The sequence below is a fragment of the Yersinia alsatica genome, assembly GCF_025133195.1.
In the GTDB taxonomy this organism is placed as follows: domain Bacteria; phylum Pseudomonadota; class Gammaproteobacteria; order Enterobacterales; family Enterobacteriaceae; genus Yersinia; species Yersinia alsatica.
In genome coordinates, this window is record NZ_CP104006.1 from 623,172 (window position 1) to 639,255 (window position 16,084).

Consider the following 16,084-nt stretch of genomic DNA (forward strand, 5'->3'; position numbering starts at 1 on the left):
AAAAGGGGCGTTAGCCCCTAATATTTAGCCAAAACAGTATTTATTTACGTTCTTTATTCGCTTGTGCTAATACAGAAGCTGCTAACTGCTTGGTTAATTCACTGGAATGTGGGTTATCAAGTGCAGCAGATGCTTTATGTTCCATTTCTCCACTTGTCTGATTTGGTGTCCCTCGTTGAGAGAGAGCAGAACCAGCAAGGCTTTTCTGGATTGCAGAAGAGTTAGGATCATTTAAAGTTTTCGCAGCAACGGAAGCTACCTTGCCAGATGTTTGTTTCGTATTTTTACTCATGGGCTAAATCCTTTTAATAGAAGTATTGATATGGTATATATTGTGCTTAAATATCTAAAAAGCACAACATATAGTGCCAATCCTAATATTTAGTAGTCACTCTTTCAATAGTCACTCAGACTTTTACTGGACTAAATTACAGTTAGTTGCTTATCCGGTATTTTATGTTGTTAATTTAACCTAAAATGATGTTATTTAGATGTTTTAACTACTGTTTGTCTGCTAACGATCGGTTTTGCACTATTAATCTGCATAATCCATTCTCTTTTCTGTTTACTGATAAAAAGAATCGATATAGTTACTTACCATACATATCTAAAATAACGGTTATATATCAAAATTTAGAGGAAATATTAAAAATTTGAGCAATAATTGCTTTTACTAAATTAGATAAATAACTTTAATAATATTGTGCTGATGGGATGTGGGCAATTTTAGCGTAATAGGCTAAAGGATGGCTTTTATGTACCGTAAAACTAAACGATTTCTCGAACAAATTGGCTTGATAAAAATCAGGGAGTAGTAATAAATCAGAGTTAATTGCTATATTTAAAATCCTGTTTTCTATTTGTGAAAATAATCTTTTTCTCGTTCTGCTAGTTTTACGCCGTAATACATTCTGATAAATAAGCTGTGTTTAAATAACTGACTCAATTGAGATATGAGATCCTTATCGTGACATTAACCTGAAAGCCCTCGGCCAAGATGCTGTTTGTCTAAATATTGATGCAACCCAGGCTGGTCATACATTAACTAACGAAGAATTAGCAAAACTTGATTCTTCAGATAGTTTTGGCGATATCGCTCTGTTTTACAAACTTTTGACAACTTTATACAGCAAACAGACAACTCGACGCATGATAAGATGAATAATCGCTGCACTACTCCCTGAGTCCTGCACAAGAGGTTTTATCATGTTAATAAAACAGGTCGTGAGAATAAAACAGGCAGCAACTTTATTTGTATTGTTTCTGCTTCCGCTGTTTGTTATGGCCAAGGCGGCAACCCCCGCCGTTACTGTTAAATCAGAACTTTCTGCGCCAGTCATGTTGGCCAACAGTGAAGATAAAAATTACCTAAAAATATCTCTGACTGGCTTTAATCTTGACAGCAAACGTCGTAGTCCAATTAATCTGGCATTGGTGATTGACCGCTCTACTTCAATGACCGGTGATCGTATCGAGAAGGCCCGAGAGGCTGCAATTCTGGCGGTGAATATGCTTGATGCTGGCGATACGCTTTCGGTGGTGGCCTATGACAACAACGCTGAAGTCATTATTCCGGCAACTAAAGTCAATAATAAGCCAGCGCTGATTGCCAAGATTCAACAGCATATCCACCCGATGGGAATGACGGCCTTATTTGCCGGCGTCAGTAAGGGCATTGGTCAGGTGGATAAAAACCTGAGTCCTGAGCAAGTGAACCGCATCATTCTGCTGTCTGATGGTCAGGCAAATACTGGCCCAACTTCCATCAGTGAGCTCTCCGATCTGGCTCGAATGGCTGCAAAGAAGGGGATTGCTATCACCACTATCGGTCTGGGTGAGGACTATAACGAAGACCTGATGACGGCTATTGCTGGCTACAGTGACGGTAATCACTCTTTCGTGGCCAATTCCGCCGATCTGGAGAGTGCTTTTACCAAAGAGTTTCAGGATGTGATGTCAGTGGTGGCACAAGATGTCATCGTCCAGATTAAAACTAACAATCAAGTGAAACCGGTCCGGCTGCTAGGCCGTGACGGCGATATCTCTGGTAATACGGTTAACGTGAAGCTAAACCAGCTTTACTCCAATCAGGAGAAATACATTCTGCTGGAGGTGATACCAGAGAAAGGGAGTGATAATCAGAAAAAAAATCTGGCCGACGTCAGTGTTAGTTATCTTAACCTCAGCAGCAAGCGGCAAGATAACGTCAATGAGCGGGTTATCGTCAGCTATAGCAAGTCGGTAGCTAAGGTGAGTGATGCCGTTTTGGAAGAAGTTTTGGCGGAATCAGAGATTCAAAAAACGGCTCTGGCCAATGACGAAGCTATCAGGCTTATTGATGCAGGGAATAAGGAAGAGGCGAAGAAAGTATTAGAATCCAATGCTGCTGCATTAGGTTCTATGTCATTCTCTAGCCCTGTCGCCGAGAGAAAAGTGAGAGAGAGCACCACTAAGCAGCTCAAGCTGGCGGAGGATATTGACAGTAAAGATGCTGCCACCTACCGTAAGGAATTAAAAGAACAGAACTACAATGTCAAACAGCAGCAGAAGTAACAGTTAACTTTAATGCTGAGTCAGTAGGTTGGCTCAGCGTTTCCATGGGATGGAACATGAAATCGTCGAGAAGTCTGTTTCTTTTTACGTTTATCACCTTAGTGATTTTTTCCGCGATTGCCTATTTTGGCTATCGTACGCTGACCCATGAATCGCTGTTACGGCACTACCAAAACCAACGTTTAGCCCAGAGCCATACTGAGCAAGTCAGTACGGTTATTTTGGACCTATTGAATCAAAATGCAGTGCGCCTTAGCTCGATTGCTTCCTATATTAATTTGGACAGCGAAACTCTCAATGCATTGGTCGCGCAGGAGAGCAGTGTTGATGCTCTGTTCGTGCTGAAGAAAAATCAGCTTTTGTTCCCCAATACCGAGCTTGCGCTGACGGAGAAAGAAAAAAGCTGGGTGCAGGCCATCACTCCCATCATGCAGGACCCGAGCATACTCTACAGCCATCATTTTACCGACGAACAGACCCAGCCAACCTCCGGCTGGTATCTTAGCCGTGACGCTAGCGATCCATTGCTTATTTATTGGCAGCAGCAGGGCAGCCATGTTATTGGTTTTAAGGTTTCCTACGTCAAACTACTGTCTGATGTGATTAACTCGCTGGATTTTGACTATGCGCCGAATACATTGCAGGTGCTGGATGATGGGCGCTTACTCTACCAAAGTGATCATCAGACGTTGGCCAGTGATCGGGTTGCATTGAACTCCCAACACCTGCCTTACCCACTGAGCGCCTGGCAGATAGACTATTATGCCAAAGCAGTGAACAGCACTCCTCTTTACCTCTGGGGCGGGCTGATGTTGGGGCTTCTGATGGTGATTATCGGGTTGGCAATGTTGTATCTGTACCGCGAGTACACCCGCCAGTTGCGGCTCGCACAGCAGCAGGTCAGTTTTGTGGGACAGGTATCCCACGAGCTAAAAACGCCGCTAACCAATATCACTCTGTATGCCGAAATGCTTCAGGAATTACAGCCGGAAGAGAGCCCGCCCTCTAGCCCCAGCCAGCGCTATCTTGCGGTGATCCTCAATGAGAGTCAGCGGCTATCTCGCCTTATTCAAAATATCCTCAGTTTTACCAATACGCCAAAAGTACACTGGCAGCCTGTAATCTTGCGCCCATTACTAAACAATATTTACCACGCTTTTACGCCCGCTTTTGCCGCGAAAGATATGGAATTGGTGCTGATAGTTAATGGCGATATTCACCTCACAACTGATGTCGATCGGCTGACGCAAATTATCAGTAATTTTCTCAGCAACGCCGAGAAATATGCGGCGCAGGGAAAGCGGGTGGAGTTGATTGCCGAGCAGTCCGACAACAGGGTGCTGATTCGGGTACAAGACTACGGCAGCGGTATGGCAGCCAAAGAACTGAAAGCCATTTTCCAACCTTTCTACCGAGTGAAAAGCCACATTACCGAGGGTGTATCAGGCACCGGTATCGGGCTCACCATTGCCAGACAACTGGCGACAAGTTTGCAGGGCGAAATTTTAGTCAGCAGTGGCCCAACGGGTAGCTGTTTTACCCTTAAACTGCCCATCACCCCGGATGAAAAAGCCAACATAGGCAAGGAGCCATCAAAGTGAAAATATTAATTGCCGAAGATAATGCCCATATTCGCAATGGCCTGATGGAGGTTTTGGCGCATGAAGGCTATCACCCTATCGCGGCAGAAAATGGTGTTCAGGCACTGGCGCTATATCGTCAACAACAGCCGGATTTTATTATTCTCGATATCATGATGCCGGAACTTGATGGCTACAAAGTCTGTCGAGAGATCCGCAAACACAATTGGCAGATACCCATCGTTTTTCTGTCAGCCAAGGATGAAGAGATTGATCGGGTGATTGGATTAGAACTGGGGGCGGATGATTACATCAGTAAGCCCTTTGGTATTCATGAGATGCGCGCCAGAATCAAGACTATTGCCCGCCGTTGCCTACGAGAGGCGCCGCTCTCGGAAGAAGATGCTGGCTTTCCGTTTGGGGATCTGACGGTGATTCCTAATGAGTTGTGTGCGACCCGCGCTGAGCAGCGCGTTGAGTTGTCACTGCGCGAAGTCAATATTCTGCGCTATCTTTATCAGCACAAAAATCGCGTTGTTACTCGGGATATGCTATTTGATGCAGTGTGGGGATATGACCATTTACCGCAGAGCCGGACACTGGATCAGCACATTTCCAAGCTGCGCAAAACTATTGAGCTCGACCCCGTTAATCCTGTATTGATTCGCACTGTGCATGGTATTGGTTATCGATATCAAGGCGGTGAGTGCAATCATCCCACATAATTATCTACTCGCTATTCAGCCTGGCTGAAGCACCAGGCTGATAAAGTTGTTAATCGCTGACCTGAGTCAGTAAGGCAAACAGTTTTCCTTCAAATGTCTTACTCACCGGCCATGCGGTAATATCGACCCGCTGTGGCAGATGAAAACCGCACTCGGTCAGCAGTTGTTGATACTCAGCATCTCGCCATGCCGTCATTTGATTACCAAACCGCGTGACAGCACCATTTTCTTCTATTGCCCAGAATAATGTTGAACTGGTCTGTGCCTGTTCATCCCAAATATTCTCCGTCAGCAATAGGTGTGGAGTGGCAAGAAACAGCCCCTGTGGGCAACGCTGCCAACTTGGTTCTGCCAGACCCTGACGTTTTATCTCATCAAAATCATGCACTTCTACTAGCAATTTTCCTCCCGGAGCCAGCCACTGTGCGCAGCGGCGCAGCAGATCCCGGGCTTCTGTGGCACTGAAAACATTGATTTCACCGAAAGTCATCATAATGAAATCGAATGGTTGAGCCGGGGAATATTCCCGGACGTCCTGCTGTTGATATTCGATGTTGAGTCCTGCTGCCAGCGACTGTTGGCGGGCATACTCGATAGAGGCTGGCGAGAAATCCACCCCAGTACAGTGAAAGCCGCGTTGTGCCAGTAACTGGCTATAGAACCCCGGACCACAGCCGAGATCGAGAACCCGCTCGTTAGCGGAAAGTTGCTGGGCAATCCAGTCTACCTGCTGCTCGATGATCACGAGCTTCCGGCTAGCCCAGTCATGCTCCTGCGACAGGTGATTATCCAGCATGCGCTGGCTAAAGTCGGGGGCATCCCAAGGGATTTTACTTTCATCTGCCGACAGTTTTATCGGTTGATTAATAAGAATGATATCGCTGATATCCATAGATACTCCTTGTGCCCCCATCCTCAGACAGGGGCATTATTTTATTTGTTGATGCTGCGAGCCATTCTAGTGAAATCAAACCAGCACCCACTTTCAGTCTTCACTATGTTCTGAGAAAACAAAGTGTTCATCGCTAACGTCTTAGCAATTATCCAACTGGGCACGAACGTTATTTAGCCCGGTGGTGTTGATGCGGTATGGCTGACCATTGACGGACTTAATCAGTTTCTTGGTTTTGAGTTTTCTGAAGACGGCAAGTGTGCAGTCGCTGAGCAGCAGCCCTTCGCGGCTATAGCATTCAACTGATGTGACGCGCCCGGAGGTATCACGGATGTGCGCAATACGTCCACCTTTGGCGAGAACGTGTAAGGTACGTTGTTCCTGACGGGATAAATTCATACTGGAAACCTATTAATCATCATGTGCAAAACGTGCAAACACACAGCGGTGTCCGCATTCGATTTCGGCGCATTGATAACCAGTCCGGCCTGAAAAGGTCGGCAAGCTGATTATCGGATGATTACATTCTCCAGCATCAAGCCTCGGTATGAGTTGAAAGGGATTTACATCGTGAATAATAACACGCGATTTTTATGTGGGAATAGCGGCATCCCAAAAATGTGATCCACAAAGAGAAAACCAACGCACTGTGGCTATCTCCTTATCGCTGGAGAGTCGTTCGCCAAGATTGGTTCCGCCTTGACCAATGACAAGGCGGCTTGGGTATTCGCCACTTTATAATCAGGGCCGTTTTTCTTCTTACTGGTATGAAAGCATGGCTTATCAACTGAATCTTAATTGGCCCGAATTTTTAGAGAAATACTGGCAAAAACAGCCTGTTGTATTGAAAAATGCCTTCCCAAACTTTGTTGATCCTATTACGCCGGATGAATTGGCGGGTTTAGCGATGGAGGCTGAAGTCGATAGCCGTCTGGTCAGCCATAACAATGGTCAGTGGCAGGCCAGTAATGGGCCATTTGAGCATTTTGATAATCTGGGTGAAACTGGCTGGTCGTTATTGGCACAGGCAGTTAACCACTGGCATGCCCCGTCAGCCGAACTGGTGCGCCCATTTCGGGTGTTACCGGATTGGCGCTTAGACGACCTGATGATCTCCTTTTCTGTTCCGGGCGGCGGTGTCGGACCCCATATCGACCAGTACGATGTCTTTATCATTCAGGGGATGGGCAGCCGGCGTTGGCGCGTTGGTGATAAGTTGCCTCTGAAGCAGTTTTGCCCGCACCCAGCCCTGTTGCACGTCGAACCTTTCACGCCAATCATTGATGAAGACTTGGCGCCGGGTGATATCTTATATATTCCGCCGGGCTTCCCACACGACGGTTTTACCCATGAAACAGCCTTTAACTATTCAGTCGGTTTTCGTGGGCCGAACGGGAGGGATTTAATCAGCAGTTTCGCTGATTACGTGTTAGAGAACGATCTTGGCGGTGAGCACTACAGCGACCCAGATTTAACATGCCGGGAGCATCCGGGGCGAGTGGAAGATTATGAGCTCGACCGCTTGCGCAAGATGATGCTCGACATGATTAATCAGCCGGAAGATTTTAAACAGTGGTTTGGCCGTTTCGCGACAACACCGCGCCATGAGCTGGATATTGCCCCGGCAGAGCCGCCTTACGAGCAAGATGAGATTGCCGACGCCTTGAAACAAGGGGCGGTTTTGACGCGCTTGAGTGGGCTACGAGTTCTACGAGTTGCTGACAGCTTCTTCATCAACAATGAGCGTCTGGATACTGTCGATCCTAAAGCCGCTGATGCACTGTGCCGCTACACCACTATTGGGAAAAAAGAGCTAGGTGAAGCCTTAAATAATCCGGCGTTTATCACTGAGTTAACCGACTTGGTTAATCAAGGTTATTGGTTCTTCGACGAGTAATCCAGCTATTCATCGTGGCTTCCGGCAGCGTATATTGCGACGCACTGTGGAAGCCGCTCCCTCAATACTCCCTGCTATCGCCAAATATCCTATTCCCAGTCTTATAAATATTAAGTAGTAGGGTTTATGGATCGTTATCTCGAAGAGCGGCTCCTCCCTCTGGCAAGTTATTCTTGCTCTACGGGTGGAGCCGTGAATTATGGATGAACTTCCCCGATGAGGCCCTGGTGAGGCGATATCAGCATTTGCAGACAGAGCTTGAAAAAAGCAGATTACCCATACAAATTGTATTGATATATTTTGGCTCTGTCCCAATAAATATAAACACTTAATACGATGGCGGGAACGGGTGAAAACCACTCTTGTAACACTTTAAGGAAAATGATATTACAGGTGGTTGGAATGAATGAATTTGATTATAATTATTAACACAGGAAGGTATGTTGCGAAAATGAATATCAACGTTACGGATACGCCAAACCCAGAAGACGAGGAGTATGTCATCAATGGTCTTTGGGCTCACAATAATAAAACGGAAATCGTAGACATTCACCCATTGTTCGTCACCGTTACCGACGACAACGGTAAAATTGTTGCAGGATTAGTTGCCAGGACATGGTGGGGCGGGCTTGAGGTTCAATACCTTTGGGTCAGCGATGAATATCGTAAAAGCGGTTATGGTCGCCAGTTAATGGAAAAGGCGGAAGAAGAAGCGATTAAGCGTGGATGTCATATGGCTTATGTGGACACTTTCGATTTTCAGGCCAGAGGCTTCTATGAAAAATTAGGTTACAGCGTATATGGCAATTTAGGCGGATATGCTAAAAAGCATACTAGATTCTACTTGGCGAAAGACTTTTAACCCATTTTTGATCGGCGAGGTCGCCATGGATTTGCCCGATAAAAATAATGAAATTTATTTCAAGGGCCTTATTGCCATGATGGAACACTTAAGTGAACCATGGGGCATTAAAGATCTAAATTCTCGCCATATCTATATGAATAAGGCTGCTTATCTCTATACCAATACGCCATTGAGTTTTGATATAGAAGGGAAGATGGATGATGAGTTTCCAGCGCATTGGGCTGAATTTTCCCCTGAGTTTATTGAACATGATAAAAGGACTGGAGAGACTCAAGACCGCGTTACCGTAATAGAAACACATTATTGGTATGGTAAAGAGACTTTGACACCCTTTATCAGTGAAAAACTGCCTATTTATAATGATAGAAAAGAAGTTATCGGTGTTATGTGGAGCGCCAAACCACTTAATACTTTATCCCCTCTAAAATATATCAATCAACAAAAACCCAGTATTCTGACAACTGAAATTAATAACAGTACATTTACTCGGGCTGAGCTTGACGTTATATTTTTAATGCTGCAAAGATTTTCCGTTAAAGAAATAGCCAAGATATATAACATCAGTACTAAAACGATAGAAAATAGAATATATACTATTTATCAAAAATCTGATGTCCACACGTTGCAACAATTTGAGGAGTTTTGCAAATTTGCAAATTTGGATAATTATATTCCGGATCGACTGGTGGCAAAAGGGATCCAGTTTATCTGACAACTAAGGGTACACCTTATCGTGATCAAAATTGAAGATTATCCATTGAGCCGAGTGCCACAGGATAAAAGGGTTTCATTTTTAAGTGTCGCCATCGTACATATGGGGATGTTAACCGCGCTGGATCAATTCATGCTGGGTGCGGTACTCGGTAACTCCATGACTTTGGTTGATGCATTCACTGCAATCCTCATTGGCAGCATAATATTTGGTGTGGTGACTTACGGTCTGGGTCTTGCGGGGATGCGTGAAGGGATTTCCGGCAGTTTGCTAGCCCGTTGGTGTGGTTTTGGTCGCTTAGGATCGGTACTTATCGGGATTGTCGTTGCCGTCAGTTTGCTCGGTTGGTTTGGCATTCAAAACGCTATTTTTGCTAAATCTCTGGATTTTGCACTGGGTCATAAACTTGGGTTTGGGTTTGCTGCAGCCTTATCGGGTAGCTTGCTAACTATCTTGGTCGCCTTTGGTTTTAAAGCACTGCGTATTGCCGCCCGCATCGCGGTGCCAATGTTTATTTTGCTGGTAGCTTATATCTCTATAACTACCTTGTCAGGCCATAATATTCACGAAATCATCCAGTTAGTTCCACCGGGTGACCCTCTGCCGATCAGCGCGGGTATTACTATTGTTGTTGGGGGAGCCATTGTGGCGAGTCTGATGACCCCTGACCTGACACGTTATTCCAAAAATGGTAAGCATGTTCTTGGTGTGACGATTTTCACCATTATTGCCGGGGAGTTCATCGTCAATGGCTTGGCTATCCTGATTGCTAAAACTCTCGGCACGGCAGATGTCGTGACTATCATGTCCCAAGCGGCTGGTGGCGCGGGTCTGCTGGTTGTGGTGTTCTCTACATTAAGGGTTAATGACCTCAATTTGTACTCTTCATCACTCGGCATTGTTAACGCAGTTGAAGGTTTAACCGGTAAAAAGCTGAAATATACCTTCACCACCTTAGTTATTGGTGTATTGGGTACCACGCTGTCTGTATTGGGAATATTGGACCGTTTTGTCGATTTCCTAACAGTTCTGGGGGTCGTATTCCCGCCAATTATCGGCATTATGCTGGTGGACTATTATATTTTGCGATCTCATCGCAAAATTCTGGATAAAAGCCGCCAGGAAGGGAAACTGCCTGATGATAATCAAACACCGGCCATCGGCTGGGTGGCAATAATTGCCAGTATTGCCGGCAGTGTGGTGGGGCTAGTGACTGAGTGGGGGATTCCGACCATTAACTCATTGGTTGCTGCCAGCGTTATCTACTGGGTATTCAAAGTTGCCATCAGTCGCAATCAAAACCCAGTAGAATCAGAAAAAGCGGTTTAATACAATTTGTGAGTCATATAAATACTCCCCAAAGTATGGGGAGTATTTAAAGCTGGCAATAAAAAGCGCAGCCATAAGCCGCGCTTTGCTATTTCTGATTCTATTAATTCAACAAGAACGATTTACCTTGTTTTAGCACTAAATCACAGGCTTTGGTTTTGATTTTTTCTGTAATTTGCTCGCTACCAAGATCGTTCAGATTCAAACTCTTCCCTTCACCCGTTTTCAGTAACCCACCTAAACCTTCCTGATAATCCTGGCTCTTGGCATTTTCAGTGCTGGTGATCCCTAGCTTACTCATCAGTTGGTCTTTAATGGCGGTGGTACCATTGGCGGATAGCACATTATTTTGTACGCAATATTGCAATATACCGGCGGCATTGGTCATGGAACTGGCACTCAGTCCCTTATCGCCACCATTAAGTAAACCCGTTAGCGACGACAGTGAAGATGAACTGTCGCCGGATTTACTGTACTGATCTGCGGCACTCTTTACTGAGTCCAATAAGCTATTAGCGTTAACTGAACCCGCTAGCAGTATGGTGGATAAAGCCAAAGCCAGTGTCAGGCGATGAGTGATAGTCATAGAAACTCCTGTTTACAGTGGAGAGCACAGCATATAGAGCGCGATATCGCAGAAAGGCTGCCAATCATTATCTTCGGCGCTAAGAATAACGCACAAGAGGCATTTTGCTGATAGGCGTTATCTGATAACCGGGGTATTTATTATCATAAGTCGGTTGAGCACGATAACCCGCTCAGTGAAATGCTGTCAGCTTCATGCTACTGTTTTATTAGCATTTATCTTAACTGACGCTTCTCTATTTTAAAGGACTATCATGCGTAATTTATCTTTGCTGCTTTTGCTTCCTATCTCATTATTTTCCACCGCAATTTTTGCTATGGATTGCAGTAAAGCGACCACAGTGACAGAGAAGAATATCTGTTCCAGCAGCCAGTTACAGCAATTAGATGCGGTACTGAATAAAGATTATCAGGCCTATATTAAGCAGCAGGATAAAGCGGTGGCGAAACAGCAACAGTTGGCCTGGTTGAAAGAGCGTGACCTGTGTCAGGATGATGTCTGCCTGAGTAATAGCATGATAAACCGCATTAAAGCACTTTCTGGTAGCGGTAATGTTTCTGTTATTAAAGGCGCTTCCGAGCAGTGGGACTTTATTCTCAGTGTGGCAGGGTGCAATGATAATAAATCCTACTCGACCTGCGAAGGGGTGGGTACCTTAGATATTTTCAAGAAAGATCGTGGTGAACTATTCCAGCGTATTGCAATGGAAAATATTTTTATTGAGCTGGACACCAAAGGTAAAGCTACAACCAATTTGATAGAGATGTATGGCGATAATAATAGCGGATTGGTTATCGAAGATATTAACTTTGATAATTATGACGATATTGCGCTACGTAATGGTAATAGCGGCGCCTACGGTGGGCCATCTTATGATATTTATCTGTTCGATGTTACCAAACAACAGTTCCGTATTAATGCTAGTTTGACGGAACTGGCCAGCACTAATCTGGGATTATTTGGGGTCGACAAAAAAACGAAAACCATTACTACTTTCACCAAAAGTGGTTGCTGCTGGCATCAATCCTCAACTTATCAGCTTGCCAATGATAAACCGGTGCTGATCGAAGAAGTGACCGAAGGTTATACTGCTGATGGTGAGTCCGTGGTATTGACGACCCGCGAGTGGGTTAACGGAAAATGGAAAGTTACCGAGAAAACGGAAAAGGCTGAATAAAATAGGAGAGTCGATAGTTCGGAGCCTGCAATGCCACTAGCGGTGATAGAACTCTTATCACCTTAGCTAGAAAGCGTTTGTTACCAGCTAATTAAGTATAAGTAGAAAAAAGAATGTTTGCTAAACAAGACATGAGTAACTTGAATGCCCGTGTTTCGACTATTCAGAAATGGGAAAATGGTGCAAAACATCCCAACGGTTTATCACTTAAATTGCTGTCAATTGTACAAAAACAGGGCATTAACATTTTGATGTAGTTTATGCAGAATATAAGTTCTCAAGAATAATGAAAGCATATCTCTAATTCTTGTATTAGAGATATTAATATCCATATTTGACCCGCAAAATTTCTGAGACTTACTTCTGTGTCCTAAACTTGCCATGTTGCTCAAACCAGGCAAATTGCTCAGCAGCATACGCTGACATTTTACTGCCACTGTGACCCACACCCGGCAAGATAGAAAATTGCCAGTTAAACGGCACGTTATCTTGCTGGGCTTGCTGCCTGGCTGTTAGAAAATAAGTTTTCGCCCGCGCTAATCGGCTATTGCCTTGGGCCATTGCTTCGCTGGAGCGGCGCAACAGTGGATGGTTAGGATTATTATCTTTACTGCCCACGGTAATTAGCACCGGCAAAGCAAAATAATCAGCTAATTGTTGCTGGCTTACGGCTATCGGGGCGTTAGCTAAACCATACGGCCACAGCACTTTATTACTTGGCATTGTCCACCAACCCGCAGCGGCACAGATAGCCGCTTTGATTTTTGGCTCGGGTAATAATGTCAGCATGCGGTGGACAAACTGGCAACCAGCGCTATTTCCGAATATATAATAGTGTGTTTGTTGGGTAATACCCTGATGTTGCATATCAGCAAACAGAGAATCGATGACAGTAAATGCCCATGCTCCTTTTGGATTTAATTTACCGCTCTGGGCATCCATTAGATTACCCAGATTATAGCTATCACTGCCGGGATAATCTTGCTTACTGAAATGCGGAGCCATAACCGTCAGTTTATTTTTTCTGGCATTTTCTACCCAAGCATCGCGATATTTATCGGCATCGCGATTTAGCCCCGACAGGACGAATACGATGGGCGTTTGAGTGGTGGCCTCTGGTGGTTGATAGCTAAAAACCTCTATTTTTTTGCTAGTTTGCGGTATGACAAAATCAAAACTATTGCTGCCGGTAGGGAGCCCACTAGCATCAACAGCTCCGCAACTGAAGAATAAGACGCTCAACAGCGTGATGGTATTTTTCATGCTTAACTCCCGGTGTAATGATGAAAAATCATAGTGTAAACCCGCCTCTTATTCAGCAAGGTGCCAGAGCCAAGGTTTTCAATATAGCTTTTTCGCGGGAGCTTACCGAGGGAGAAATTACAGCAGAGAATGTGGGCAGCATAAAAACTCTACTGCCCGTATCGATTAAGGCATCAGACCAACAAACACGGTTTTCTTACGTGGACCGGTCATTAACCCTTCCAACTCTTCGACACATTTTAGGTAATGCGGCGTTTTCTTATGGGCAGCTACCGCGTTTTCATCGGCATAAGCTTCATAAATATAAAAGCGGGTGGGAATGGTTTCGTCTCGCAGCACATCAAAACGTAAATTTCCGGGCTCGCGAATAGAACCTAAATGGTTGGCACGGAAAACCTCAATAAACTGCTCAACTTTGTCATCTTTTACATTAATTTCGACGAGGGTGACATGCATGGCTTTCTCCTTGTCATCGCTTGCCAGCCAAGGGCTGGCAGCCATTTATATTCAACCTTTTTCATGTAGGAACAGCTTATAAGCCGTTTCCGCATTCTCATTTTTATGTACCACGGCATGCACGGCTTTCAGCATGGCAATTGGGGCTTCTGACTGGAAGATATTTCGGCCCATATCCACGCCAGACGCGCCCTGATCTATGGCCTGATAGCACATTTCCAGCGCGTCCCGCTCAGGCAATTTTTTACCGCCCGCAATGACAATCGGCACCGGACAACCGGCGGCAATGCGCTCAAAACCACTGTCGACATAATAGGTTTTAATCACCTGCGCGCCCATTTCGGCGGCAATACGTGTCGCCAAAGAGAAGTAGCGCTGGTCACGGGCCATGTCTTTACCGACGCCGGTTACCGCCATGGTCGGCATACCGTAGCGCAAGCCTTGGTCAACTAACTGGATAATATTCTTAATTGACTGATGCTCATGCTCGGTTCCGATGTAAACCTGTGCCGCAACGGCGCAGGAGTTGAGCCGCAAAGCATCTTCCATCGCCACTGCCACGGCTTCGTTGGATAAGTCGGTCAAAATTGAGTTAGCCCCAGATGCACGCAGCACCACTGGGCGGTTAGCGGCCGCAGGAACGATACTGCGCAAAATACCACGGGTACACATTAAGACATCGGCATAGTCAAACAGCGGGGCGATATTGATATCAATCCGCTCCAAACCGGTGGTTGGCCCCTGAAAATAGCCGTGATCGAATGCCAGCATCACGGTGCGGTTGGTTTTCGGATTGAAAATCCGCGCCAGACGAGATTGCATTCCCCAATCGAGCGAGCCGCAGCCTTTTAGCGTAAATGCAGGATTTTTCTGCGGCACGCCAATTCCGAAGTCTTTACCGTCTTTGATATCGTCTAAATCAGCCATCTGTAATTACTCCAACCGGAGGTGAGAAATAATAGTGTGGCCCGCCGCCACCATGCAGCGGGCCGCCGAGATTAGAAATCGTATTTGTCGATGTTCTCTTTGGTGAAAATGACCCGCTGCGGCAGTAACACAATGCCGTTGCCTTTGGCTTCATGGGCATAACCTTGAACACTGTTTGGTACCACTTCGACTACACCAATGTTCGGGATATTAATTTTATCGCCAACATTCAGGTCGCCTTTTTTCAGCATCTCATTGGCCACATAAACTGAGATTTTGCCTTGGTTTACCACATCCCACAGGCCGAACTCTTTGACCGTGCCGCGTTCAACATAAGGGCGCATCACATTCGGGGTACTGAAGCCGACAATCGCCACATTGTCGCGTTTCAGGTTTTCTGCGGCCTGAGCCGCGGCGGGCAGGGCGTTAGCATCAGGGGCAATAATGGCATCGAGATCGCCATACGCTTTCAAAATGCCTTCTGCGGTTTGCAATGATTTGGTGGCGTCGTTATAGCCAAACTGTGTGGTTACCACCTCCCAGCCGGGGTGTTCCTGCTGGATTTTTTTCTTCGCTTCATTCACCCATTGGTTCTGGTCGGTCACTGTCGGGCTGGAATAGAAAAATGCCACTTTGGCTTGGTCTTTTTTCACCTGATTGGCGGCCATATCAACCAGCATTGACCCCAATTGATTAGGTGTCCCTTGGTTAATATAAATCGAACGACATTCTGGTTTGGTATCAGAGTCCCAAGTCAGAATTTTGACGCCTCGCTGCATGGCGCGTTTTAATGCCGGGCACAGGCCATCAGGTGAAACCGCAGAAACCACAATGGCGTTATAGCCTTGGTTGACGAAGTTGTTGATCAACTGAACCTGGCCCGAAACACTGGGCTCTGTCGGGCCATCATAGGTGACATCCACACCCAGCTCTTTGCCCGCATCGACGGCACCTTTACCACCACTGGTGAAGAAACCAACCCCGACCAATTTCGGGATAAATGCGATGCGTTCTGCCGCTTGCACGGCATTGATTGCGCTAAAAGTGATACAGGTAAATCCGAGGGCACAAACCAGCGCCAGCTTTTTTAATCTTGGTGTTTTCATTGCATTCTCCGAATTA

General features: G+C 45.6%; 15 protein-coding genes and 2 pseudogenes. 9 read left to right on the plus strand and 8 right to left on the minus strand.

Translation table 11 applies throughout. The annotated features are described in order from the left end of the window. Positions 1–40: 40 nt before the first annotated feature. Positions 41–292: a hypothetical protein gene (locus tag N0H69_RS02785; protein WP_050109574.1), complete on the minus strand. Its 252-nt coding sequence runs from the start codon at positions 290–292 to the stop codon at positions 41–43. A gap of 914 nt (positions 293–1,206) precedes the next feature. Here N0H69_RS02785 and N0H69_RS02790 point away from each other — a divergent pair. Genes N0H69_RS02790 through N0H69_RS02800 form a run of 3 tightly spaced genes read left to right on the plus strand, consistent with a single transcriptional unit; the run spans position 1,207 to position 4,858 of the window. Continuing rightward, positions 1,207–2,553, plus strand: coding sequence for a vWA domain-containing protein (locus N0H69_RS02790; RefSeq protein WP_145573908.1), 1,347 nt, complete (start codon positions 1,207–1,209; stop codon positions 2,551–2,553). A gap of 56 nt (positions 2,554–2,609) precedes the next feature. Continuing rightward, positions 2,610–4,154: a sensor histidine kinase gene (locus N0H69_RS02795; RefSeq protein ID WP_050296569.1), complete on the plus strand. Its 1,545-nt coding sequence runs from the start codon at positions 2,610–2,612 to the stop codon at positions 4,152–4,154. Next, the gene (locus N0H69_RS02800) at positions 4,151–4,858 is read left to right on the plus strand and encodes a response regulator transcription factor (protein ID WP_050150416.1); all 708 of its coding nucleotides are present in this window, start codon (positions 4,151–4,153) and stop codon (positions 4,856–4,858) included. Before N0H69_RS02795 ends, N0H69_RS02800 begins: the two co-directional genes overlap by 4 nt. Positions 4,859–4,919: 61 nt before the next feature. On the opposite strand, the pseudogene N0H69_RS02805 reads toward N0H69_RS02800, so the two are convergent. Together N0H69_RS02805 and N0H69_RS02810 are read right to left on the minus strand one after the other, a co-directional pair. Beyond that, positions 4,920–5,750, minus strand: a pseudogene (locus N0H69_RS02805) (class I SAM-dependent methyltransferase); the annotation flags it as partial. A gap of 141 nt (positions 5,751–5,891) precedes the next feature. Continuing rightward, positions 5,892–6,149 carry a YjhX family toxin gene (locus N0H69_RS02810; RefSeq protein ID WP_050109569.1) on the minus strand — a complete coding sequence of 86 codons (258 nt, stop codon included), beginning with the start codon at positions 6,147–6,149 and terminating at the stop codon, positions 5,892–5,894. A gap of 376 nt (positions 6,150–6,525) precedes the next feature. Between N0H69_RS02810 and N0H69_RS02815 the strand changes: the two genes are divergently transcribed. The 4 genes from N0H69_RS02815 to N0H69_RS02830 all read left to right on the plus strand — a co-directional run bounded on the left by N0H69_RS02815 (position 6,526) and on the right by N0H69_RS02830 (position 10,553). After that, a complete protein-coding gene (locus N0H69_RS02815; RefSeq protein ID WP_050121668.1) occupies positions 6,526–7,647 on the plus strand; it encodes a ribosomal protein uL16 3-hydroxylase in 1,122 nt (373 codons plus the stop codon). Positions 7,648–8,098: 451 nt separating this feature from the next. Then, entirely contained in the window at positions 8,099–8,509 is a 411-nt protein-coding gene (locus N0H69_RS02820) for a GNAT family N-acetyltransferase (protein ID WP_050109583.1), read from the plus strand. Between the two features lie 25 nt (positions 8,510–8,534). After that, entirely contained in the window at positions 8,535–9,224 is a 690-nt protein-coding gene (locus N0H69_RS02825; RefSeq protein WP_050133321.1) for a helix-turn-helix transcriptional regulator, read from the plus strand. A 21-nt stretch (positions 9,225–9,245) separates the two neighbouring features. Beyond that, positions 9,246–10,553, plus strand: coding sequence for a cytosine permease (locus N0H69_RS02830; RefSeq protein ID WP_050150412.1), 1,308 nt, complete (start codon positions 9,246–9,248; stop codon positions 10,551–10,553). A 103-nt stretch (positions 10,554–10,656) separates the two neighbouring features. Here the strand turns inward: N0H69_RS02830 and N0H69_RS02835 are convergent, their stop codons facing one another. Then, positions 10,657–11,139, minus strand: a complete 483-nt coding sequence (locus N0H69_RS02835; protein WP_050121664.1) for a YjjA family protein — start codon at positions 11,137–11,139, stop codon at positions 10,657–10,659. A gap of 253 nt (positions 11,140–11,392) precedes the next feature. Between N0H69_RS02835 and N0H69_RS02840 the strand changes: the two genes are divergently transcribed. Both N0H69_RS02840 and N0H69_RS02845 read left to right on the plus strand, forming a co-directional pair. Then, positions 11,393–12,316: a lysozyme inhibitor LprI family protein gene (locus N0H69_RS02840; RefSeq protein WP_050150410.1), complete on the plus strand. Its 924-nt coding sequence runs from the start codon at positions 11,393–11,395 to the stop codon at positions 12,314–12,316. 140 nt (positions 12,317–12,456) lie between these two features. Next, positions 12,457–12,573, plus strand: a pseudogene (locus tag N0H69_RS02845) (helix-turn-helix domain-containing protein); the annotation flags it as partial. 100 nt (positions 12,574–12,673) lie between these two features. On the opposite strand, the gene N0H69_RS02850 reads toward N0H69_RS02845, so the two are convergent. The 4 genes from N0H69_RS02850 to lsrB all read right to left on the minus strand — a co-directional run bounded on the left by N0H69_RS02850 (position 12,674) and on the right by lsrB (position 16,068). Continuing rightward, positions 12,674–13,579 carry a hypothetical protein gene (locus N0H69_RS02850; protein WP_050121659.1) on the minus strand — a complete coding sequence of 302 codons (906 nt, stop codon included), beginning with the start codon at positions 13,577–13,579 and terminating at the stop codon, positions 12,674–12,676. A 165-nt stretch (positions 13,580–13,744) separates the two neighbouring features. Beyond that, positions 13,745–14,035: a (4S)-4-hydroxy-5-phosphonooxypentane-2,3-dione isomerase gene (lsrG, locus tag N0H69_RS02855; RefSeq protein ID WP_050109581.1), complete on the minus strand. Its 291-nt coding sequence runs from the start codon at positions 14,033–14,035 to the stop codon at positions 13,745–13,747. Between the two features lie 51 nt (positions 14,036–14,086). After that, positions 14,087–14,962: a 3-hydroxy-5-phosphonooxypentane-2,4-dione thiolase gene (gene lsrF, locus N0H69_RS02860; protein ID WP_050109563.1), complete on the minus strand. Its 876-nt coding sequence runs from the start codon at positions 14,960–14,962 to the stop codon at positions 14,087–14,089. A gap of 71 nt (positions 14,963–15,033) precedes the next feature. After that, complete coding sequence (gene lsrB, locus N0H69_RS02865; RefSeq protein WP_050109562.1) at positions 15,034–16,068, minus strand: autoinducer 2 ABC transporter substrate-binding protein LsrB; 1,035 nt, start codon at positions 16,066–16,068, stop codon at positions 15,034–15,036. Between the last annotated feature and the right edge of the window lie 16 nt (positions 16,069–16,084).